Source organism: Streptomyces sp. NBC_01451 (assembly GCF_036227485.1).
Classification (GTDB): domain Bacteria; phylum Actinomycetota; class Actinomycetes; order Streptomycetales; family Streptomycetaceae; genus Streptomyces.
The window spans coordinates 4,348,623-4,369,625 of the sequence record NZ_CP109479.1 but is presented as its reverse complement, the minus strand read 5'-3'; the positions used below and the strand labels follow the sequence as shown (position 1 = coordinate 4,369,625).

General features: G+C 70.2%; 30 protein-coding genes. 19 read left to right on the top strand and 11 right to left on the bottom strand.

The window, feature by feature from the left end; all coding sequences use genetic code 11:
* Positions 1 to 8: 8 nt before the first annotated feature.
* Entirely contained in the window at positions 9 to 155 is a 147-nt protein-coding gene (locus OG595_RS19035) for a hypothetical protein (protein ID WP_329273601.1), read from the bottom strand.
* Positions 156 to 214: 59 nt separating this feature from the next.
* Between OG595_RS19035 and OG595_RS19030 the strand changes: the two genes are divergently transcribed.
* Positions 215 to 412 (top strand): DUF397 domain-containing protein, encoded by a 198-nt coding sequence (locus OG595_RS19030; RefSeq protein ID WP_329273599.1) that lies wholly within the window; start codon positions 215 to 217, stop codon positions 410 to 412.
* Positions 413 to 476: 64 nt separating this feature from the next.
* Here OG595_RS19030 and OG595_RS19025 read toward each other — a convergent pair whose 3' ends face one another.
* From OG595_RS19025 to OG595_RS19000, 6 genes are all read right to left on the bottom strand, one after another.
* The gene (locus OG595_RS19025) at positions 477 to 1,928 is read right to left on the bottom strand and encodes a HAMP domain-containing sensor histidine kinase (RefSeq protein ID WP_329273598.1); all 1,452 of its coding nucleotides are present in this window, start codon (positions 1,926 to 1,928) and stop codon (positions 477 to 479) included.
* A complete protein-coding gene (locus OG595_RS19020; RefSeq protein WP_329273597.1) occupies positions 1,925 to 2,662 on the bottom strand; it encodes a response regulator transcription factor in 738 nt (245 codons plus the stop codon). Before OG595_RS19020 ends, OG595_RS19025 begins: the two co-directional genes overlap by 4 nt.
* 98 nt (positions 2,663 to 2,760) lie before the next feature.
* On the bottom strand, positions 2,761 to 2,958 hold the full coding sequence (locus OG595_RS19015) for a hypothetical protein (RefSeq protein WP_329273595.1): 198 nt from the start codon (positions 2,956 to 2,958) through the stop codon (positions 2,761 to 2,763).
* A 56-nt stretch (positions 2,959 to 3,014) separates the two neighbouring features.
* Complete coding sequence (locus OG595_RS19010; protein ID WP_329273594.1) at positions 3,015 to 4,223, bottom strand: S1C family serine protease; 1,209 nt, start codon at positions 4,221 to 4,223, stop codon at positions 3,015 to 3,017.
* A 116-nt stretch (positions 4,224 to 4,339) separates the two neighbouring features.
* Complete coding sequence (locus tag OG595_RS19005) at positions 4,340 to 5,365, bottom strand: LacI family DNA-binding transcriptional regulator (protein WP_329273593.1); 1,026 nt, start codon at positions 5,363 to 5,365, stop codon at positions 4,340 to 4,342.
* Between the two features lie 105 nt (positions 5,366 to 5,470).
* Positions 5,471 to 6,271, bottom strand: a complete 801-nt coding sequence (locus tag OG595_RS19000) for a response regulator transcription factor (RefSeq protein WP_327696506.1) — start codon at positions 6,269 to 6,271, stop codon at positions 5,471 to 5,473.
* 265 nt (positions 6,272 to 6,536) lie between these two features.
* On the opposite strand from OG595_RS19000, the gene OG595_RS18995 reads away from it, so the two are divergent.
* From OG595_RS18995 to OG595_RS18960, 9 genes are all read left to right on the top strand, one after another.
* The gene (locus OG595_RS18995) at positions 6,537 to 7,412 is read left to right on the top strand and encodes an alpha/beta hydrolase (protein WP_329273592.1); all 876 of its coding nucleotides are present in this window, start codon (positions 6,537 to 6,539) and stop codon (positions 7,410 to 7,412) included.
* A gap of 48 nt (positions 7,413 to 7,460) precedes the next feature.
* Positions 7,461 to 7,715, top strand: coding sequence for a MoaD/ThiS family protein (locus tag OG595_RS18990; protein WP_329273591.1), 255 nt, complete (start codon positions 7,461 to 7,463; stop codon positions 7,713 to 7,715).
* Between the two features lie 10 nt (positions 7,716 to 7,725).
* Positions 7,726 to 8,877, top strand: coding sequence for a hypothetical protein (locus OG595_RS18985; RefSeq protein WP_329273590.1), 1,152 nt, complete (start codon positions 7,726 to 7,728; stop codon positions 8,875 to 8,877).
* A 113-nt stretch (positions 8,878 to 8,990) separates the two neighbouring features.
* Positions 8,991 to 9,734, top strand: coding sequence for an LmeA family phospholipid-binding protein (locus OG595_RS18980; RefSeq protein WP_329273589.1), 744 nt, complete (start codon positions 8,991 to 8,993; stop codon positions 9,732 to 9,734).
* 223 nt (positions 9,735 to 9,957) lie between these two features.
* Positions 9,958 to 10,038, top strand: a complete 81-nt coding sequence (locus OG595_RS45370) for an Ms5788A family Cys-rich leader peptide (RefSeq protein WP_351335063.1) — start codon at positions 9,958 to 9,960, stop codon at positions 10,036 to 10,038.
* Positions 10,039 to 10,223: 185 nt separating this feature from the next.
* Positions 10,224 to 11,063, top strand: a complete 840-nt coding sequence (locus tag OG595_RS18975) for a sulfurtransferase (RefSeq protein ID WP_329273588.1) — start codon at positions 10,224 to 10,226, stop codon at positions 11,061 to 11,063.
* A gap of 39 nt (positions 11,064 to 11,102) precedes the next feature.
* On the top strand, positions 11,103 to 11,390 hold the full coding sequence (locus OG595_RS18970; RefSeq protein ID WP_055524959.1) for a DUF1416 domain-containing protein: 288 nt from the start codon (positions 11,103 to 11,105) through the stop codon (positions 11,388 to 11,390).
* Between the two features lie 84 nt (positions 11,391 to 11,474).
* A complete protein-coding gene (locus OG595_RS18965; protein ID WP_329273587.1) occupies positions 11,475 to 11,735 on the top strand; it encodes a DUF3099 domain-containing protein in 261 nt (86 codons plus the stop codon).
* Between the two features lie 30 nt (positions 11,736 to 11,765).
* A complete protein-coding gene (locus OG595_RS18960) occupies positions 11,766 to 12,152 on the top strand; it encodes a VOC family protein (protein WP_329273586.1) in 387 nt (128 codons plus the stop codon).
* 37 nt (positions 12,153 to 12,189) lie between these two features.
* Here OG595_RS18960 and OG595_RS18955 read toward each other — a convergent pair whose 3' ends face one another.
* Together OG595_RS18955 and OG595_RS18950 are read right to left on the bottom strand one after the other, a co-directional pair.
* Entirely contained in the window at positions 12,190 to 12,498 is a 309-nt protein-coding gene (locus OG595_RS18955) for a DUF7848 domain-containing protein (RefSeq protein ID WP_329273585.1), read from the bottom strand.
* Positions 12,495 to 12,890, bottom strand: a complete 396-nt coding sequence (locus OG595_RS18950) for a hypothetical protein (RefSeq protein ID WP_329273584.1) — start codon at positions 12,888 to 12,890, stop codon at positions 12,495 to 12,497. The genes OG595_RS18955 and OG595_RS18950 overlap by 4 nt, the downstream gene beginning before the upstream one ends.
* 178 nt (positions 12,891 to 13,068) lie before the next feature.
* On the opposite strand from OG595_RS18950, the gene OG595_RS18945 reads away from it, so the two are divergent.
* Together OG595_RS18945 and OG595_RS18940 are read left to right on the top strand one after the other, a co-directional pair.
* Entirely contained in the window at positions 13,069 to 13,911 is an 843-nt protein-coding gene (locus OG595_RS18945) for a helix-turn-helix domain-containing protein (RefSeq protein ID WP_329273583.1), read from the top strand.
* The gene (locus OG595_RS18940) at positions 13,893 to 14,174 is read left to right on the top strand and encodes a DUF397 domain-containing protein (RefSeq protein WP_329273582.1); all 282 of its coding nucleotides are present in this window, start codon (positions 13,893 to 13,895) and stop codon (positions 14,172 to 14,174) included. The genes OG595_RS18945 and OG595_RS18940 overlap by 19 nt, the downstream gene beginning before the upstream one ends.
* Here the strand turns inward: OG595_RS18940 and OG595_RS18935 are convergent.
* Entirely contained in the window at positions 14,171 to 14,533 is a 363-nt protein-coding gene (locus OG595_RS18935) for a DsrE family protein (RefSeq protein ID WP_164321305.1), read from the bottom strand. The genes OG595_RS18940 and OG595_RS18935 overlap by 4 nt on opposite strands.
* Before the next feature lie 113 nt (positions 14,534 to 14,646).
* On the opposite strand from OG595_RS18935, the gene OG595_RS18930 reads away from it, so the two are divergent.
* The 6 genes from OG595_RS18930 to ygfZ all read left to right on the top strand — a co-directional run bounded on the left by OG595_RS18930 (position 14,647) and on the right by ygfZ (position 19,688).
* Positions 14,647 to 15,468 (top strand): hypothetical protein, encoded by an 822-nt coding sequence (locus OG595_RS18930; RefSeq protein WP_443073076.1) that lies wholly within the window; start codon positions 14,647 to 14,649, stop codon positions 15,466 to 15,468.
* A gap of 149 nt (positions 15,469 to 15,617) precedes the next feature.
* A complete protein-coding gene (locus OG595_RS18925) occupies positions 15,618 to 16,400 on the top strand; it encodes a hypothetical protein (RefSeq protein WP_329273580.1) in 783 nt (260 codons plus the stop codon).
* Entirely contained in the window at positions 16,397 to 17,317 is a 921-nt protein-coding gene (locus OG595_RS18920; RefSeq protein ID WP_329273578.1) for a hypothetical protein, read from the top strand. Before OG595_RS18925 ends, OG595_RS18920 begins: the two co-directional genes overlap by 4 nt.
* Positions 17,318 to 17,609: 292 nt before the next feature.
* On the top strand, positions 17,610 to 18,185 hold the full coding sequence (locus OG595_RS18915; protein WP_189145159.1) for an FABP family protein: 576 nt from the start codon (positions 17,610 to 17,612) through the stop codon (positions 18,183 to 18,185).
* A gap of 29 nt (positions 18,186 to 18,214) precedes the next feature.
* A complete protein-coding gene (locus OG595_RS18910; protein ID WP_329273576.1) occupies positions 18,215 to 18,712 on the top strand; it encodes a Fur family transcriptional regulator in 498 nt (165 codons plus the stop codon).
* Positions 18,713 to 18,722: 10 nt separating this feature from the next.
* Positions 18,723 to 19,688, top strand: a complete 966-nt coding sequence (ygfZ, locus tag OG595_RS18905) for a CAF17-like 4Fe-4S cluster assembly/insertion protein YgfZ (RefSeq protein ID WP_329273575.1) — start codon at positions 18,723 to 18,725, stop codon at positions 19,686 to 19,688.
* A 46-nt stretch (positions 19,689 to 19,734) separates the two neighbouring features.
* Here ygfZ and dtd read toward each other — a convergent pair whose 3' ends face one another.
* The gene (gene dtd, locus OG595_RS18900) at positions 19,735 to 20,160 is read right to left on the bottom strand and encodes a D-aminoacyl-tRNA deacylase (RefSeq protein WP_329273574.1); all 426 of its coding nucleotides are present in this window, start codon (positions 20,158 to 20,160) and stop codon (positions 19,735 to 19,737) included.
* Between the two features lie 169 nt (positions 20,161 to 20,329).
* Between dtd and OG595_RS18895 the strand changes: the two genes are divergently transcribed.
* Positions 20,330 to 20,959 (top strand): RsiG family protein, encoded by a 630-nt coding sequence (locus OG595_RS18895; protein ID WP_329273573.1) that lies wholly within the window; start codon positions 20,330 to 20,332, stop codon positions 20,957 to 20,959.
* The last annotated feature ends 44 nt before the right edge of the window (positions 20,960 to 21,003 follow it).

The window sequence follows — 21,003 nt, the reverse complement described above, 5'->3', positions numbered from 1 at the left end:
ATCCGACATCACCACTCCGTCGGGATCCGCTCGCCCCGGCTGACCGTGACCCGCAGGACGCCCGCCAACGACTCGGCGGCCCGCGTGAGCGCGAACCGCACGGCCCGCTCCCCCGCCCCGGGGTCACCGAGCAGGCCCCGCGCCCCCTTCAACACCTTTTCCCCGGACTCCAGTTGGGCCGCCTCGGACTCGCCGGTGTTGCTCAGGAACGTACTTGAGGAGCACTGACCTGAACCACACCTCCGATCTCGGCGCTGCCGCCCGGCGCGAGTCGAGCCACAGCGAGGGAGGGGCGGACAACTGCGTCGAGGTCGCCGACGGCTGCGCGGGCCTGGTCCCGGCCCGGGACAGCGAGGCGCCTCAGGGGCCCGCCCTGGTCCTCGGTGCCGGGGGGCGTGGGCGGCGTAGGTGACCGGGATCCGTGACCGGGATCCGTGACCGGCGTCAGGGCCGGGTCGTAGCGGGGGCCGGCCCTCTCAAACCGTCTCCGGCGGCGGCACCGGCGCGCCCGGCAGCCGTACCGTGGCCACCGTGCCGCCGCCCTGTGCGCGGGCCAGCGTGACCTCGCCGCCCGCCTGCTGGACCGTACGGGCGACGATCGACAGGCCCAGGCCGGAACCGGGGAGGGCGCGTGCCGAAGGTGAGCGCCAGAAGCGGTCGAAGACGTGGGGGATCTCCTCGGCGGGGATGCCGGGCCCGTGGTCGCGGACCGTCAGGACACCGCCGCTCAGCTGGACCTCGATCGTGCCGCTCTCGGGGCTGAACTTCACCGCGTTGTCCAGGATGTTGACCACCGCCCGCTCCAGCGCCGACGGTTCCCCCCGGACGAACCAGGGCTGGATGTCCGCCGTGATCGTCAGCTCGGGGCCACGCAGGCGGGCCCGGCGCAGGGCCGACTCGACCGTGTCCTCCAGGGCGACCACCTGAACGCGTTCGCCACGCTGGCCCTCCGAGCGGGACAGCTCCTGCAAGTCGCCGATCAGGGCGGCCAGTTCGGTCATCTGGGCCTTCACCGAGGCGAGCAGCGCCTTGCGGTCCGCCTCGGGGATCGGGCGGCCGGTCTCCTCACTGCGGGTGAGGAGTTCGATGTTCGTGCGGAGGGAAGTCAGGGGCGTGCGGAGTTCGTGACCTGCGTCCGCGATCAACTGCTGTTGCAGCTCGCGGGAGTTGGCCAGCGAAGACGTCATCGAGTTGAAGGAGCGAGAGAGGCGGGCGATCTCGTCGTCGCTCTCCTGTTCCACGGGAATGCGGATACTCAAGTCCTCGGTGCGGGCGACGTGTTCGACAGCCTCCGTGAGCTTGTCTACCGGACGCAGACCCGCGCGGGCCACGGCCAGACCGGCCGCGCCGGCGCCGACGACTCCGATGCCGGAGACGAGCAGGAGGACGAGCGCGAGTTCGTTCAGCGTCTTCTGAGTCTCTTTGAGAGAGACGCCGACCATCAGCGCGACATCTGGGTAGATCTCAACATTGGGGCCAAACCCCAGCACGACGGGGGTGGTCCGTACTCGTACGTCCTTCCCAACGTTGTCGGTGCTGTTGTGGAAGATCCGCAGGCTCAGATCAGGGTCCGTCGCCATGCTCTTATCTCGGGCTGTGGCCTTCATGACGCCTACGGAGTCGGTGAAGACGCAGACAGTGCCGTCCGCCTTCACCACCTGCACAAAGTAGTCCCTGGGCCGCATAGCGTCGGTCTGTTCAGTCACGTTTTTCGGGCATGCTGCCAGCAAAGCCGTGACCTGACCCTCATTGAGTCTGAAGACAGCGCTGTCGAGCTGGTTGTCCACCTGGTCGTACAACTTCCCCTGCACGATGAACCAGCAAGTCACCGAAACCGCCGCCACCGCGAACGCCACAGCGGCAGCGACCAGCATCGACAGTCGCGCCCGGATCGGCAGGGTACGGAACCGGCGTCCCACTCTGCTCATTCCGCGCCGCCCTGTCGGAGGACGTACCCCACGCCCCGGACCGTGTGGACGAGGCGGGGCTCGCCGCCCGCCTCCGTCTTGCGGCGGAGGTACATGACGTACACGTCGAGGGAGTTGGAGGAGGGCTCGAAGTCGAAGCCCCAGACCGCCTTCAGGATCTGCTCACGGGTGAGGACCTGGCGCGGGTGTGCCAGGAACATCTCCAGGAGGGTGAACTCCGTTCGGGTCAGTTCCACCGCCCGGCCGCCGCGCGTGACCTCACGTGTCGCGAGGTCCATGCGCAGGTCGGCGAAGGTGAGGGCCTCGTCCTCGGGGAGGCTGCCCGCGACGGCCGCCGCCGCGTAGGAGCTGCGGCGCAGCAGGGCCCGTACCCGGGCGAAGAGTTCGTCCAGTTCGAAGGGCTTGACCAGGTAGTCGTCCGCTCCCGCGTCCAGGCCTGTGACCCGGTCGCCGACCGTGTCCCTGGCCGTCAGCATCAGGATCGGGGTCGTGGTGCCCGCGCCGCGCATACGGCGGGCCGCTGTCAGGCCGTCCATCCTGGGCATCTGGATGTCGAGGACGACCAGGTCGGGCTGGTACGCGGTCGCCTTCTCCAGGGCGTCCGCGCCGTCGACCGCGACCTCCGTGTCGTACCCCTCGAAGGCGAGGCTGCGCTGGAGTGCTTCGCGCACAGCCGGCTCGTCGTCGACGATCAGGATGCGCTGGGTTTCACGGTCGCCTTCGGCGGGGCTCATGGTCGTGGATTCCTCGGGTGCGGTGGGACGTGTCGGGCGCCTTCAGCCTCGCACGTTTCCGGTCTGCTGCGGAGAGAAAGGATCAGCCGTGCGGGGGATCAGCTGAGCGCGGGACGGCGACTGCGGGTCGTTGCCCTGCGGGCGGCGGCCGTACGCGTGACCGTCGCGATCTCCGCGGCCCGGGTCGTCGCCGTCGGCGGGTGCAGGGTGAAGGCCACGCCGAGGGCGAGGTCCAGGGCGGCCGGGCCGGTGGCCGACGTGCCGGCGGTCAGCTTGTGCGAAACCTGCTTGATCATGACGTACCCCTCATCTCGCTGTGGTTCTCGTGCGTGCCTGCGTGCCGGTGTCGGTCTCAGGTGGTGGAGCCCGAGCGCAGTGTCGCCAGGTCGGACTTGACGGTGTTGATCGGGATGGCGAAGCCCAGTCCCGCGCTGCCCGCGTCCGACGAGGACGAACTCGCCGAGTACATCGCGGAGTTGATGCCGATGATGTTGCCGTTCATGTCGATGAGCGCACCGCCGGAGTTGCCCGGGTTGAGGGACGCGTCCGTCTGGATGGCCTTGTACGTCGTCGTGGACGTGCCGGTGTCGCCGTTGAACTCCTGGCCGCCGAACTCGAACGGCCAGCCGCCGCCGCTGCCGCCGCCCTGCTGTTGCTGCTGACCCTGGCTCTCCTCCGTGGCGACGGTGACGTCACGGTTGAGGGCGGACACGATGCCGCTGGTGACCGTGCCGGTCAGGCCCTCGGGGGAGCCGATCGCCACGACCTCGTCGCCGACCTGGACGCCGGCGGAGTCGCCGAGGGTCGCCGTCTTCAGGCCGGAGGCGTTCTCCAGCTTGATGAGGGCCAGGTCCTTCTTGCTGTCGGTGCCGACGACCTTCGCGGTGTACGTCTTGCCGTCGCTCGTCGACACCTTGATCGACGAGGCGCCGGAGATGACGTGGTTGTTGGTGATGATCTCGCCGTCGGACGTGATGATCACGCCGGAACCGGTCGACGAACCCGCGTTCGAGGTCGCGTTGATCTCGACGATGCTCGGGCTGACCGCCGCGGCGACCCCGGAGACCGTCCCCTTGGCGCTCGACGGCACCACGTTGGTGCTGGTGCTGCTGGAGGTGACGGCGGAGTCCGAGTTGGTCAGCTCCTGGATGCCGTACGCCGTGCCGCCGCCTATCGCCGCGGCGACGATCGCCACGGCCGCGAGGAGGGCGAAGGGGCCCTTCGCACGCTTCTTGCGCGGGGCGGGGGCGGCGGGATCGGCGGGGGGCTCCGCGAGGAGGGTGGCCGTGGCCGTGGCCGAACCCGCGGTTGCGGGCTGCTCGTCCGCGGCCTGCCGGCCGTACGGAGCCTGCTGGGCCTGCGAGGCCTGGATCTGGGCCGGCTCCTGGTAAGCGGGCTGCTGGACCGTCGGCGGTTCGTACGCCGGCGGGGGCGGCCACTCGGGGTTCACCGGAGAGGAGGTCTGAGGGGCGGAAGCGTACTGCTGCTGGGGGTACGCCGACTGCGGCTCGTGGCCCTGGGGGGTCTCGTACTCGCCGCTGCGGCGGAAGCTCTCGGTCATGGAAGAGAGCTTGTCCCGCCAGCATGAGAGCTGGCTGAGTGCTCCCTGAGAAGCCCGACAGAAGCTCGTATGCCCGAAATAAAGAGGTCAGGGGCCCGCGTACTGCCGCGTACCGGCTACTCGCAGCCGCAGGAACGCCGGGTCACCAACCGCGACGGGAACAGCTTCAGCCGCTCCCGGCGCGAGCCCGCCACCCGTACCCCGTCGTCGAGGACCAGGTCCACGGCCGCGCGGGCCATGCCCGAGCGGTCGGAGGCGACGGTGGTGAGGGGCGGGTCCGCCAGGGCGGCTTCCTTGATGTCGTCGAAGCCGGCCACGGCCAGCTCGCCGGGGACGTCGATGCGCAGTTCGCGGGCCGCCCGCAGCAGGCCGATCGCCTGGTCGTCGGTGGAGCAGAAGATGGCCGGGGGACGGCGGGCCGGGTCGGCGAGGATCTCCAGGGCGGCCTTGTAGGCGTCGTACCGGTTGTAGAGGGCCTCGAAGAGGCGTCCCTCCGTGGGGACACCGGCCTCGTCCATCGCGCGCCGCCAGCCCTGGACGTGGTCCGAGACGGGGTCGCCGACCGCCGGGGTCTCGGCGATGCCGCCCATGCAGGCGACGTACTCGTAGCCGTGCTCCAGCAGGTGGCGGACGGCGAGGTGGGCGCCGCCGAGGTCGTCCGTGACGACGGCGACGTCGTCTATCGCCTCGGGGCGTTCGTGCAGGAGGACGACCCGGGCGTCCCAGGCCTCGATCTCCGCCGCCGCGTTGTCGTTCAGGGCGTGGCTGACGAGGATCAGTCCGGAGACCCGCATGCCGAGGAAGGCCCGCAGGTAGTGGACCTCCCGCTCGGCGATGTAGTCGGAGTTGCCGACCAGCACCATCTTTCCGCGCTCGGACGCCGCCTGTTCGACCGCGTGCGCCATCTCCCCGAAGAAGGGCTGGCGCGCGTCCGGCACGATCAGGCCTATGAGGTCCGTGCGCCGCGACGCCATCGCCTGGGCGACCCGGTCGGGCCGGTAGCTCAGTTCCTTGATAGCGGCGAGGACACGCTCGCGCGTGGCCGGGGCAACCGGCCGGGGTCCGTTGTTGATGACATAGCTGACGACGGCGGTGGAGGTACCCGCCAGCCGAGCCACATCATCCCTAGTCACCTTGGCCACGCGCGGAGTCTACGCGGATGGACCCGCTCTGGGCAGGGCGTAAGGAATTCGTTCCACCCGCCCGGAGCGCGGACCATGCCGTGCGCCGTCACCCGGCCGCCGCGTTCACGCCTCGGCGGTGACCTCGGAGGACTCCGTGACGGCGTCCAGGGCCGCCGTATCGCCCGTACCGCCCGCATCGTCCGACTTTGCGAGGGCCGCCTTGGCCTTCGCCTCGTCGCTCGTGCGGTCGCCCTTCTCGGGCGTAACGAATCGATAACCGACGTTCCGGACGGTCCCGATCAGCGACTCGTGCTCGGGGCCGAGCTTCGCGCGCAGTCGTCGTACGTGCACGTCGACCGTCCGGGTGCCACCGAAGTAGTCGTAGCCCCAGACCTCCTGGAGGAGCTGAGCGCGCGTGAAGACGCGGCCCGGGTGCTGGGCGAGGTACTTCAGGAGCTCGAACTCCTTGAAGGTGAGGTCGAGGACCCGGCCCTTCAGCTTCGCGCTGTACGTCGCCTCGTCGACCGAGAGGTCGCCGTTGCGGATCTCCATGGGGGAGTCGTCGTTGACGATCTGCTGGCGCCCCATGGCGAGCCGCAGTCGCGCCTCGACCTCGGCCGGACCGGCCGTGTCGAGGAGCACGTCATCGATGCCCCAGTCGGCGGTGACGGCCGCGAGGCCGCCCTCGGTGACGACGAGGATGAGCGGACAGCCGGGCCCGGTGGAGCGCAGGAGCTGGCACAGGCTGCGCACCTGCGGCAGATCGCGGCGGCCGTCGATCAGGATGACGTCGGCACCTGGGGTGTCGACGAGAGCGGGTCCCTCGGCCGGAGCCACGCGCACGTTGTGCAGCAGCAGGCCGAGGGCGGGAAGTACCTCCGTCGACGGCTGGAGGGCATTGGTCAGGAGGAGAAGAGAACTCATCGCGTCCCACCCACCCGGATAGTCGTCGCCATACGGTCGTGCACGTTTCGCTCGCCCATAACGTCTGGTTCCTCCTCGGTCCCTGCGAGGACGTTTGCGGCACTGCTGTCCTGCTGTGGTGCTGTGCGGTCTGCGTGACGTGCGTACATCTGCGGTTTCCTGGAGCGTTTCGCTTCGTAACCCGCTTCGTATACAGCGCCACCGGAAGCACAAAAGGACTCGGGGGCTGCGCTGCCCGAGTCCTCTGCCAAGCAGAATAGCCCACATGAGCACTGGTCCGGCAGGTCATGTGACGCGATCTTTCGCCGTCCCGAACTCTGAGACGGCCGATCGCACCCCTCTGCGGAGGTTTCTGACCACCGACGACGGGGTGACGATCGATGCCGTATACGAGCCGGGAGGCGTTGTATACGACGCCTCCCGGCCACTTTCCGATCATCTCGCGTTCGTCGTCGCACACGGTTTCACGGGGGACGCGGACCGGCCGCACGTTCGACGGGTGGCGGAGGCGTTCGCGCAGTACGGGGCCGTCGTGACGTTCTCCTTCCGGGGGCACGGGGCGTCCGGCGGACGCTCGACGGTCGGCGACCGCGAGGTCCTCGATCTGGCCGCCGCGGTCCGCTGGGCACGTGAGCTCGGGCACACCCGGGTGGCCACGGTCGGCTTCTCGATGGGCGGCTCGGTGGTACTGCGGCACGCGGCCCTGTACGGGGGGTCCGGGCGGCCGGAGCACGGGGGGCGCACGGGGGCGGCGTCGGACGCGGTGGTTTCGGTGAGTGCGCCGGCCCGTTGGTACTACCGGGGCACGGCCCCCATGCGGCGCGTGCACTGGCTGATCACCCGCCCCGAGGGCCGCCTGGTGGGCCGCTACGGACTCCGCACGCGGATCCACCACCAGGACTGGGACCCCGTACCCCTCTCCCCGGTGGAGGCGGTGGCGCGGATGACGCCGACCCCCTTGCTGATCGTGCACGGCGACCGGGACGGCTACTTCCCGTTGGACCATCCGCGGATGCTCGCGGAAGCGGCGGGCGACACCGGCGAACTGTGGCTGGAGCCGGGCATGGGCCACGCGGAACACGCGGCGGACGACGAACTGTTGCGGCGCATCGGGGACTGGGCTGTCGCACGGGCGGGCTAGCCTGAGTGCTGTCACAGCCGATCGACCGAGGAAGCAGAGAACAGGCAGATGCCAAAGGTCACGGTGCGCTACTGGGCCGCCGCGAAGGCCGCGGCCGGGGTCGCCGAGGAGCCGTACGACGCGGCCACCCTCGCCGGGGCGCTGGACCAGGTCCGCGAGCGACACCCCGGTGAACTCGTCCGGGTCCTGCGCCGATGCTCGTTCCTCATCGACGGTGACCCCGTGGGCACCCGCGAACATGAGACGGTACGGCTGGCCGAGGGCGGCACGGTCGAGGTGCTCCCGCCGTTCGCAGGAGGGTGAGCGCAGCGCTATGAGCGACCAGCAGCGATATGGGCAGCAGCAGTACGGCGAGCCGTACGAGGGGTACGACCCCTACCGGCAGCCGCAACAGCAGCAGTACCCGCAACAGCAGCAGTACGGGGGACAGCCGCCCCAGCCCCAGCCCCAGCCTCAACCCCAGTCCCAGCCTCCGGCCTGGCCCGGGCAGCAGCAGCCGGCGTACGACGACGGGCAGGCGCAGCAGTACACCCAGCAGTGGCAGGGGCAGACCTGGGAGACCCAGATGCAGGCCCCGGTGACGGCTGCCCCGGCCGCCCCGGCAGCGGTGGCGGAGGTGCCGGAGGCCCCGTACCTGCCGTCGCAGGGGGACGGCGGAGCCTCGGCCGGTGCCGGGTACGGCCCCGCCACGGTCGCGGGCAACGCCCGTGTCACCGACGCGCAGCGGGCCCGGCTGGAGGGACGTTCGCCGATCATCGAGCCGGGAATGCAGCCGGCCGCCCTCACGGCACTCCTCGGACTGCTGTTGTCCGGTACGGCGGCCATCGGCTCGTACGCGCTGGTGGTACCCCTCGTCGTCCTCCAGGCGGTCACGGCGGCGGGCTGGTTCCGGCTGAACGGCATGTGGCCCGCCCGGCAGGGCATCGTCCTCGCCTTCGCGGGCGCGCTGACGGCCGACGTGGCGCTGCTGGCGGCGGGGCGCGAGAACGCGCCGGCGGCGATCGTCGGCACGCTCGGGGTCTGGGTCGTGCTGACCCTGTTCCTGCAGCTCCGGTCCCACGCGGACCCGGACACCCGGATGTCCGGCCTGATGGCCACGATCGCCTCGGCGGCGCTGGCGATCATCGCGGCCGGTCACCTCGCGGCGGATCCGGACGCGGTGACCGTCGGGACGGCCGCGGTCGCCGTCGCGGTGCTCGCGCGGGCGTTGCCGTTGCCGACGGCGGCCTCGGTGGTGGTCGCCCTGCTGGCGGCGGCGGGGGCGGGTGTCGCGGTCGGCGGGATGACCGACCTGGGAAGTGAGGGTGCGCTGCTGGGGGTGGCTGCCGGGGTCTGCGCGCTCGTCGGACACCGGGTGGCCAGCTACGACTACCCGTCGAGGTTCGTGCACTTCACGGCGGGCGTGGCCCTGCCGTTGGCGGCGGCGGCACCGGCCGTGTACCTGGTGGGACGGGCGTTGGTCTGAGGGCCTGCCTGCGGGGAGGGACGGGGGCGGGAAACCGCCCCGCCTGTCACAGGCGATCTACAACCGCCCCTGCCCCGGCCCCCGTCGGAGTCCCGCCGGGTACCGTCGCGAACATGCGTGCACTCCGAATGCTCCTCATCGTCGCCGTAGTCCTCGGCGGCCTCTTCGTGATCGCCGACCGCGTCGCCGTCGGCTTCGCGGAGGACGAGGTGGCGGACCGCCTCAGGAGCAGCGAGGGCCTGGCCACCACCCCCGATGTGTCGATCGACGGCTTCCCCTTCCTCACCCAGGTCGCCGGCGGCGAACTCGACGACGTCAAGGTCGGCATCAAGGACTACGAGGCCGCCACCGGAACCTCCGGCCAGAACATCCGCATCGACGACCTCAGCGCCCGGATGCGCGACGTGAAGTTCACCGGCGACTACAGCTCCGCCACCGCGGCCACCGCCACCGGCAGCGCGACCATCACGTACGCCGAACTGCTGAAGGCGGCCAAGTCGGCCGAGTCGGGGCCCACGGAGGTCGTCCCCGGTGTGACCGCCACGGTCGTGGGCCTGTCGGACGGCGGCAACGGCAAGATCAAGGTCGAGGTCGAGGCGACGGTGCTCGGCAAGGAGCTGCCGAAGCCGGTGGCGGTCCTCAGCACGGTCACGGTCGACGGCGACACGGTCAAGGTGAGGGCGGACTCGCTGCCCAACCTGGGCATCGACCTCGCCGACGGCAGGATGCGCGCGGTGACGGACTTCGAGCAGAAGATCGACGGCCTGCCCGGCGGTATCGAGCTGGACTCGGTCCAGGCGGCGAAGACCGGTGTGGACATCACGGTGCAGGGTTCGAACGTCAGCCTGGCTGGGTAGGACGCGTCAGGCCGAGACCGACCGCACACCCCGGCGGGCGTCCAACTGGCGAGACGACTCCGTCCGTACCGCAGATGTGCTGACGGCCACACCCCCCGCCTCCTCGCCCGCGCCCCCGCGGTCACCGCGCCCTCCCCTCGTGTATCTCACATTGCGGACGATCGCGTCTCATCATGCGACACGCCGGTGACATCCCCGGCAATCCGTCCCTACGATCGACGCTATGCAGCGACAGGCGGATCTCACGAAGCGGCGGGCAGTAGACCTGTGCCGCGTCGCCGCCATGCTCTGTCGCCCTTTCTGAGCGGGAGCGCGCGGCATCAGCGGCGCACCACCTCCCGCATCCCCGGCGCCCTTCACCCAAGGGCACTCGTGCGCGAATCGCGACAGGCCTGACCGCACACGAGCGGGTACGACCGGGTACAACCGCATTCGTACCCCCTCTGCTTGAGCACCACCCCGCCGCAACTGCCCCGGAGGAGAAAAAGCATGAGCCGCAGCGACGTACTGGTGGATGCCGACTGGGTCGAGGCCAACCTCGACAACGCCGACATCGCCATCGTCGAGGTGGACGAGGACACGTCCGCCTACGAGAAGAACCACATCCGCAACGCCATCCGGATCGACTGGACCAAGGACCTCCAGGACCCGGTCCGCCGTGACTTCATCGACCAGGAGGGCTTCGAGAAGCTCCTCTCGGCCAAGGGCATCGGCAACGACACCCTCGTCGTCCTCTACGGCGGCAACAACAACTGGTTCGCCTCGTACGCCTACTGGTACTTCAAGCTGTACGGCCACGACAGCGTCAAGCTGCTCGACGGTGGCCGCAAGAAGTGGGAGCTGGACGCCCGCGAGCTGGTGGAAGAGGTTCCCTCGCGCCCCGCCACCGACTACAAGGCGAAGCCGCAGAACAAGGCCATCCGCGCCTTCCGCGACGACGTCGTGGCGGCGATCGGCTCGCAGAACCTGGTCGACGTGCGCTCGCCCGACGAGTTCAGCGGCAAGCTGCTCGCCCCCGCGCACCTTCCGCAGGAGCAGTCGCAGCGTCCGGGCCACGTCCCGTCCGCGCGCAACATCCCGTGGTCGAAGAACGCCAACGACGACGGCACCTTCAAGTCGGACGACGAGCTCAAGGAGCTCTACGCCGACGAGCAGGTCGACCTGGCGAAGGACACGATCGCGTACTGCCGTATCGGCGAGCGCTCGGCCCTGACCTGGTTCGTGCTGCACGAGCTGCTGGGCGTGGAGAACGTCAAGAACTACGACGGCTCCTGGACCGAGTACGGCTCCCTGGTCGGCGTTCCGATCGAGCTCGGCGCCAACAAGTAACCCTCGAAGTCAGTCAAGGCCAGAAGGACGGAAACGAACATGTGTGGAGCGAAGGCCGGCGGCCCGGACGCCTCGACGATCAAGCCCGGTGAGACCACGATCCAGGGTCAGGTGACCCGCGACGGCGAACCGGTGGTCGGATACGTCCGCCTCCTCGACTCGACCGGCGAGTTCACCGCCGAGGTCCCGACCTCGGCGACCGGGCAGTTCCGCTTCTACGCGGCCGAGGGCACCTGGACCGTCCGTGCCCTCGTCCCCGGCGGCACGGCCGACCGCACGGTCGTCGCCCAGACGGGCGGCCTCTCCGAGGTCGCCATCGCCGTCTGACGGCACCAGCACCAGCAACCGAAGGGCCGTACTCCCCGACGCGGGGGTACGGTCCTTCGCCGTGCGCGGAACTACCCTTGACGCATGTACGCGCGACGGCGCCACGCCTACTTCGCCATGATGGGGATGTGCATCGGCCTCTTCGTCCTGGCCTGGTCGGTCGTACGCCTCTGGTCGGTGCCGGTGGCCGTCGGCATGTGCGTGGTGGCGATGGTGATCCCGCCCCTGGCGGCGATGGTCGCCAACCGCCGGGGCCCCGACGACCGCTGGTGGGACGACCCGTCCGGCGACACCAGGTCCGACGAGTGGTGGGACGAGCTGGACGGCAAGAAGCGCCGGCAGTAGCCGGGAAGCCGGGATGGGGGAGGCGGACCTGTGGGGCGTACCAGGGTGTCCACCGTCGTGCTGGACGCGCATGACGCGCACGAACTGGCCGGCTTCTACCGCCGCCTCCTCGGCTACGAGATCCGCGGCGAGGAATCCGACTGGGTCCTCATCGGCCCCCCGCCCGGCACCGAGGGCGTCTCCCTGGCCTTCGAGACGGAACCCGCGTACGTCCCGCCCGTCTGGCCCACCCGGAACCCCGGCGACCAGCAGATGATGCTCCACCTGGACATCGAGGTCGACGACCTGGAGGCGGAGACGGCGAGGGCGGTGTCGGAGGGCGCCCGCCTCCACGAACACCAGCCGCAGGACGACGTACGAGTGCTGCTGGACCCGGCGGGTCATCCCTTCTGCCTGTGGACGCAAGCCGCGCCCTGAACACCCGTGCCCCGTGCCCGTTGCCCTGTGCCTCGGGTCATGGCGTGCGGAGCGGCGGTGTCACGCGTGCCGGTTCCAGGCCCGGGGGCGGACTGTCGGGCCCCTCGGTCGGCTCCACCGGCTCCATGACCGCGTAGTCCGCGAAGACCCGGCGACAGCGCGTGTGCCCGGTCTCCTGAGTGTGCCTGCGCTGCCACTCCTCGACCTCCCCCGGCCCCGGCCACGTACCGGACTCGGCCCCGCAGTCCGCGTCCTCGCCCGAGACGCAGCGCGCGGAGTACTCCGGGTACGCGGTGAGGTCCTGCGCGAGCACGTACGCCACGTACCGGAAGACCCGCCGGGTCACGAGCCGTGCTCCGCCCGCTGGTGCCTGCGCATCAGGACGTCGGCGTCGGTCACCGCGCTGGCGTCCGACTCCGCGCCCGCGGTCCGCCGCAGCCCGTCCACTTCGGCGCACGTCTCGCAGCCGGGCACCGGCGCGGGCGGTCGGCTCGGCTCCGGGTAGCCCCAAGTGGCCCGCTCTGCACGCTCGTTCGCCGCGCGCACGCCCGCGCTCAGCCGCTGCTCGGGCGTGGCCGCGCGGAGCGACCCGGGGTCGGCCTGCCACTCACGGCCGCCGCCGACGGGGCGCAGCATCGCGTACGGGCCGGAGGCGGCCCGGTACTCGCCGATCCTGTCGGTGACCGGGTCGTGGACCAGGGTTCCGGGCTCGAAGGATGTCGTCGGCTCGGTTGTCATGGATGCCGTTCCTTTCATCCAACTTCTATATGCAATGCGGTGTTTGTACTACTCTGCGTATTCGGGTTCAGGGTGAGCATGACCCATCCGCGCGGCCAAAACGCCGCTGACCGGCGGTTGTTCGGTGCGGGGAGTCGCAAGTTCCATAAATTCCACGGGTTTCCACAGGAGGAGCGCGATGCCGTCGCGAAGGGTGATCACCGGGCGCAGCCAGGAGCCCAGGCGACGGTTCGCGGAGGAGCTGCGCTTACTCCGGGCCGCGCGAGGGGAGAGCCTGCGGCAGCTCGCGGAGACGCTGGGGTGGGACGCGTCCCTGTTCGGCAAACTGGAGAGCGGGGCGACGTTGGGGAGCCCGGAGGTGGCTCAGGCGCTGGACCAGCATTACGGGACCCCTGGACTCCTGCTCGCCTTGTGGGAGCTGGCAGTTGGAGATCCGACGCAGTTCAAGGAGCGCTATCGGCGGTACATGGTGCTGGAGGCCGAGGCGGTCAGTCTCTGGCACTACGCCGCCGCCAACCTGCCTGGTGTTCTCCAAACCGCTGAATACGCACGTGAGTTGCTCGCGGCGGGCGGGCTCGACGGGGACGAGTTGGAGGTACAGGTCGACGCGCGCGTGGGCCGTCGCGCGGTGCTGTTGGCGGACGGTGCCCCACGGTTCCGGACGATCCTCTCCGAGTCCGTGCTGCGCACACCGTTGCGGGATGCCGCCAAGTGGCGAGATCAACTGGAGCACCTGCTCCTCATGGAGCAGCGCAACAACGTCACTATCCACGTAGTGCCGCTGAGCGCTGGACCCCATGGACTAACGAACACCGACGTGATGTTCCTGCGGGGCGCCGACGGCCGTACCGTGGCGTGGGTCGAGAGCGGATACTCGGGCGAACTGGTCCAGGAGATTGCAGACGTCGAACGGCTTCAGCTCCGATACGATCTGGTACGCGATTTGGCCCTATCGCCGGACGAATCGCGGAAGTTGATCAGGCGGATGTTGGAGGAAGCCTCATGCGAGCCATCGACCTGAACAGCTTGACGTGGCGCAAGAGCAGCTACAGCAACCAGGACGGCGGTCAGTGCGTCGAGGTCTCCGACGACCTCCTCCGCTCCGCCGCCTGGCGCAAGAGCAGCTACAGCAACTCGGACGGCGGCAACTGCGTCGAAGTCGCCCCCAACCTCCCCTCCGTCGTCCCCGTCCGGGACAGTAAGGACCCCGGTCGAGGCGCTCTCATTCTCGCGGCCGGGGCCTGGGACGCCTTTGTCGGGGCGGTCAGTGGGGGCTCGCTCTAGTAGACGAGCGCCTGCGTACCGTCCGCCATCGCCTCCTGGACGAAGAGCTGCGCGCCCGCGATCCGTACGCCCTCGATGACGTCCTTCTCGGTGATGTCCCGCCGGGCCGCGCACTGGGTGCAGAGGGTGAGGCGGCCTGCCGCCAGGATCGAGTCGATCAGGTCTGGCAGCGGCGCGGCGTGCGGCAGCTCGAACTCGGCGGCCCTCCCCGGCAGCGCGAACCACGCCGACTCCCCGGTCAGCCACAGGGACACCTCGACCCCGCTGGCCACGGCCACCGCCGCCACCGTGAACGCCTGCGAGCAGCGCTCGGGGGCGTCGGCCCCCGCCGTCACCTTGATCACGAGCTTCTTCGCCATGGCCGCATCGTAGGCCGGGCGGGAGTCCGAATCGTAATCAACTCCTTTACAACTCTGGGCGTTCGCCATGGGTCTCCTGTGCGCGCGGATAGGGAATCCGTGCGCCACGTTGCATGGGGGACGTCTTGGAAGTCTCGGAAGTACCCGAAGCGCCGAAGATCCTGGAGGCCGCAGAGGCCGCCGAGGAACCGGCCGCGCCGGAGGCCGCTGCGGCCCCGCCGGAGCCACCCGCTCCACCGCGGGTGCGTCGGCGGGGGCGTACGACGCTGCTGATCGCCGGTGCCGCGGTGCTCGGGCTCGTCGCCGGAACCTGCGCCGGTTATCTCGTCCAGGCCGATCGCGAGCCCACCGGACTGCCCTCACTCTCCCAGCCGGTGCTCGCGCAGGCCGAGGGCGAGGGGCCCGAGCCGCTGCCGGCCTCGCAGGACCGCCGGGTGAGGACCGACGGGGACCTGCGGAAGTTGTTGCTCAAGCGGCCCAAGGGAGCGAAGGACTGGGAGTTCCCACCGGGCGAGGACGGCTGGCTGGACGTCGCCGACTACGCGGATCAGGTCGAGGACTCGAAGGGCTTCTTCGGTGACCTCGTCGCGGACGAGTTCCGGCGCGCGGCCGACACCACCTGGCTGGTGGGCAGCACGTACAGCGTCGAGATCCGGCTCGTCCAGTACCGCCAGGAGGAGTACCTCGCCGCCGCGGAATCCGCCGACGGCTGGAACGTGGAGGGCACCCGCAGCTGGCCCATCCCCGGCACGGGCGACGGCATGGTGTACATCACCACCAAGCCCGAGACCGAGGCCGGCTACGAGCCGATCTACAGCGCCGAGGCCCACGCCTGGCGCGGTGACATCGCCATGGAGATCTGGCTCTACGACACCAAGCCGATCTCCAAGGCGAAGATCATGGACCTGGCCGAGCGGCAGATGGAGCGACTGTGAGCGAGAACGCGGAAACTCCTGAGGCCCGGAAGAGCACCGAAGTCCCGGAGAGCACCGACGCCCCGGCGAGTCCTGCCGTTTCGGGGAGCCCTGAAGCAGCGGAGAGTCCTGCGGTTCCGGAGGTCTCGGAGACCCCCGAGCCCCAGGACGTGACTCCCGCCCCCGATCTCACTGCCCCGCGCAAGCCGGTGCGGCGCGGCCGTATCGCCGCCGTCGCCACCTCCGTCCTCCTCGTCGGCGCCGTCGTCGCGGGCACCGGCTACACCGTCGTGACCGTCGACAACGCGGACCGGGACGCGGGCGCCCCCGTCTGGAAGTTCCCGAAGGCCGCGGCCGACGAGAAGCGGAAGACGGCCCCGTCCGGGCTCGCCGGCCTGCTCGTGCCGTACGAGGCCGACACCTGGGAGCGCGGCCCGGACATCGGGGAGTTCGGCTCCGACTCCCTGCTCAGCGGGGACCAGGCCACCGCCCTGCGCAAGGAGTCGCTGCGCGACCTGCCCCGCACCCAGCGCAGGCGGCTGGAGAAGGAGATCGACCGACAGCCCGTGAAGGGCATGGCGATGCGCAGTTACGTGGGCTGGGGCACTGAACCCTCCACCTACTCGGAGGAGGCCTTCACGGTGAGCATCGTGCTGGCCCAGATGGCGAACAAGGCGACTGTCCGGGACATGTCCCGGTTCCAGAGCGAGTTCATGGACGCCCTGGACATCTTCCGCAAGGGCCCGAGGATCGAGGGCCACAAGAACGCCAAGTGCTTCCTGCCGCCCAAGAGCGACGAGATGGAGCTCGACGCGATGTACTGCTCCGCCTACGTCGGCGACGTGCTCGTCAGCGCCACGGCGTACGCGGCCGAGCCACTCAACACCAAGCAGGTCGCGGTGCTGCTGCGCGAGCAGCTCGACCGCATCACGGAGCCGGGGGAGGCGGTATGAGCGAGCACCGGACCGAGACGGAGCTGACCGAGCCGCAGCGGGAGGACGCGCCGGCGCCTTCCCTGCCCGAAGCCCCGCAAGCGCCACCGCTCGTACCACCACAGGCGGACCAGGAGTCCCCGGTGCCTCCGGTGGAGCCGGTGCCGGCGGTCAGGAAGGACCGCCGTGTCCTGCGCGCGGCCCTCCGCTGGACCGCAGCCATGGCCGTCTTCGCGGCGGTGGGCGCGTCCGCGGCGTACGGCATCACCCGGATGGAGCGGACCGACGTACCAGGGCTGGCGACCGAGCCCGACGGACGGTGGGAGTACCCGGTGCTGGTCAGGCCGCCGTTGCCGGCCGGCAGCCCCGCGCCCTTCGCCGACGTGAACACGTCCGGCACCCACTACGCCGACCTGCGCGCCCTGGTGCTGCCCGCGCCCAAGGGCGCCGAGACCGACGAGGGGCTCGTCGGCGAGGACGGCTGGCTGGCCAAGGGGGACCTCCTGTCGGAGTACGCGGACGTGGAGGACCGCGACGAGTTCAGCCAGGTGCTCACCGACAACGGCCTGCGGCACATCGCCGGGCGCGGCTGGCGCACACCGGACGGCACGCACACCCGTATCTACCTGGCGCGGTTCGACACCGCGGCCGTCGCCGACGGGCTGTTCGCGGACCTCGCCCACTACGACGGCCCCGAATACACGATCCGCGGCGGTGAGGAGTCCGAGCCGGACGAGGGCTTCTCGTCCGCGTCCCTGCTCGGGGACATCCCACGCTCGCTGTACGTGGAGCCGAAGCCGTACGGCGTCGAGCAGGTCCGGCACGCGTATCTGTCCGCCGGGGACACCATCGCGCTGATCGTGCAGTCCCGGAAGGGCGAGGCCCTGGACGTACCGTTCCAGCAGACGGTGACCCTGCAGAGCCAGCTGCTCGACTGAGGACCTCCGCGCATCTCCGCGCATCTCTGCGGACCTCTGCGGACCTCGCCGTGAGCACCGGGCCCCACCCGACTAGAGTGGGGCCCGGCCCTTGCGTAGCGTGTGTACCGCCTTGTACCGCGTGTACTGCCCAACCGATCGTCCGAGGAGCACCCCGTGCTTGAGGCATTCTTCGAAGCCCTGCTTGTTCTGGTCGCCGTCGGCGTTCTCGCCTTCGCCGGTCTGACGGTCAAGAAGCTGTACCAGGGCCAGCGCTGACCCCCTTCTCCAGGAATCACAGGAACCGTCGCTCATGATCGAGATCCCGTCCGACCTGCACAAGGACCTTGTGCCTCTCGTCTTCCTGCTCGGCGAGTGGGCCGGGGCGGGGGTCTATGACTTCCCCGGTGACGAGAAGTGCAACTTCGGGCAGGAGGTCACCTTCACGCACGACGGACGTGACTTCCTGGAGTACCACTCCCACTCGTGGGTGCTGGACGCCGACGGCAACAAGGTCCGGCCACTGGAGTCCGAGTCCGGCTACTGGCGGGTCGACGCCGACCGCAAGGTCGAGGTCGTCATGGTCCGCCAGGACGGTGTCGTCGAGGTCTGGTACGGCGAGCTGGCCGCCAAGAAGCCCCAGATCGACATCGTGACCGACGCCGTGGCGCGGACGGCGGCCTCCGGGCCGTACACCGGCGGCAAGCGGCTCTACGGGTACGTGCACAGCGACCTCATGTGGGTCGGCGAGAAGCAGACCCCGGACGTCGAGCTGCGCCCGTACATGTCGGCGCACCTGAAGAAGGTCGTCACCCCCGAGGACGTCGAACGCTGGGCGAAGGCCCTGCCGGACGATATGCCGGACGACGGAATCGCCTTCTTCAAGTAAAGCGGGCGAGTGGACCTAGACTCTCTGGTGTGGTGAGCACCGACTGGAAAAGTGATCTGCGGCAGCGCGGTTACCGGCTGACCCCGCAACGCCAGCTTGTCCTCGAAGCCGTGGACACCCTTGAGCACGCGACCCCCGACGACATCCTCGTGGAAGTGAGGAAGACGGCGTCGGGGGTCAACATTTCCACGGTCTACCGGACCCTGGAGCTGCTGGAGGAGCTGGATCTGGTCAGCCACGCCCACCTCGGGCACGGCGCGCCGACCTACCACCTCGCGGACCGGCACCACCACATCCATCTGGTCTGCCGCGACTGCGAGAACGTGATCGAGACGGATGTCGCCGCCGCCGCGGACTTCACCGCCAGGCTCCGCGAGGACTTCGGGTTCGAGACCGACATGAAGCACTTCGCGATCTTCGGCCGCTGCAAGGACTGCGCGCTCAAGGCCGCCGCCGGCAAGGGCGCGACCCCCCGCGCGGCAACCCCGCACGCCCCGACGGCCAAGGTTTCAAGTACCGAGTCGTAGGCTTGTCCCCATGAAGAGCCCTCTGCTGTTCCTGCCCGGCGCCGTCCCCGCCGAGGGGGTGGACGAAGGCGTCGCCGCCCATTACGGCGAACTGTTCCGCGAACAGCGTGCCCTCGCCGAGGGCATCGGATTCGTCGACCTCTCCCACCGGGGCGTGGTCACCGTCACCGGCGACGACCGGCTGAGCTGGCTGCACCTGCTGCTCACCCAGCACGTCAGCGACCTGCCCGCGGGGCAGGCCACCGAGGCGCTGGTGCTGACCGCGAACGGCCACATCGAGCACGCGCTGTACCTGGTCGACGACGGCACGACCACCTGGGCCCATGTGGAGCCGGGGACCCAGGCGGCGCTGATCGCCTACCTGGAGTCGATGAAGTTCTTCTACCGGGTCGAAGTCGCCGACCGGACAGACGAGTTCGCGGTCGTCCACCTCCCCGCCGGAGCCATCGCGGAAGTCCCCGAGGGCGTCGTCGTACGCGAGACCGCGTACGGACGTGACCTCTTCCTCCCCCGTGCCGAGCTGGAGTCGTACGCCGAGAAGGCCGGACCGGCGGCGGGACTGCTGGCGTACGAGGCGCTTCGGGTCGAGCAGCACCGGCCGCGCGTCGGGTTCGAGACCGACCACCGGACCATCCCGCACGAGCTGGGCTGGATCGGCACCGCGGTGCATCTGCAGAAGGGCTGCTACCGGGGGCAGGAGACGGTCGCCCGGGTCCAGAACCTGGGCAAGCCGCCGCGGCGGCTCGTGTTCCTGCACCTGGACGGCAGCGAGGTCCACCTGCCGCCGCCCGGCACGGAACTGCGGCTCGCGGACGACGGGCCCGACGGGCGGAAGATCGGCGTCATCACGACGTCCGTACGGCACCACGAGCTGGGTCCGGTCGCGCTCGCGCTGGTGAAGCGGAACGTGGCGGTGGACGCGCGGCTGATGGCCGACACGACGGCTGCCGCACAGGAGGTCGTGGTCGAGCCGTAGGCCCCGACCACGACCCACCACCCCCTGTACGTGCGCTCCTCGGCCGCTACATCTCCACGAGGACCGTGAACGGGCCGTCGTTCGTCAGGGTGACCCGCATCTGGGCGCCGAAGCGGCCCGTGGCCACCGTCGCGCCCAGGGAACGGAGTTGGGCGACCACCTCGTCGACGAGCGGCTCGGCGACGTCGCCGGGGGCTGCCGCGTTCCAGGTGGGGCGGCGGCCCTTGCGGGCGTCGCCGTACAGGGTGAACTGGCTGATGACGAGCAGCGGGGCGTCGATGTCGGAGCACGATCTCTCGTCCGCGAGCATGCGGATCGACCAGAGTTTGCGGGCCAGTTGGGCCGCCTTCTCCTTCGTGTCCTCGTGTGTGACACCGACGAGGACGCACAGGCCCTCGCCCGCGATCTCACCCGTCACTTCGCCGTCCACGACGACGCTCGCGCCGTCCACCCTCTGCACCACTGCACGCATGGGCCCATCATGCCGTGCCGTCCGGAGCGGTCGCGCAGGGCCTGTGGAGGGATTCTTTTTGATCCTTAAGCCCCCATCTGGGGCCGTTCGGGGGCACTCGGTCACATAGCGGCCACCGGGGGTGGCACGATGCTACCCATTCGCCTGTCGAGGGGACGGTAGAGGGCACATGAGCACACCGAGTACCGGGCGGCCTCATACGGCCGCCCGACCGCCCGAGCAGCGCGACGTCGGCCCGGCGGCTCCGGTCGCTCCACCTGCTCCGGTCACTTCGATCAGTTCGCTGCTGGCCCCCGCTCCGCCCGAGCACGACCTCACCGTGCTGCGCCTGGCCGAGCTGCGCGTCCTGCGCCGGGAGGCCCAGCGCGACGAGGCCGACCTCAGCTACGTACGGCGGCTGCTTCAGGGGCGCATCGACATCCTGCGGGCGGAGCTCGCGCGGCGCGGGCCCACCTCCGTGGTCGCGGTGGGGGAGGGATCGGTCGTAGAGCGGCTGTCGGAGATCCTGACGGACGCGCCGGCGCGCCACCGGTCGTCGGCGCGGCACGTGACGCTGGGGACGCCGCACAGCGAGGAGTACGGGCGGCTCGCGGCGGAGATGCTCGCCGAGGTCGAGCTGTCGGACCTGGACGCGCGTACGGATCCGGAGCTGACGGCGGCGATGGGGAGGCTGGTGCGGTACGAGCAGCAGGTTTCGCAGCGGCGGCAGGGCCTGCAGCGGACGGCGGACGACTGCAGCGGGGAGATCGCCCGCCGCTACCGGGAGGGCGAGGCACAGGTGGAGGACCTGCTGGTCTGAGGGAAACCTCCAGCAACGGGATGGGGCGGGACGGGGACGGGTAG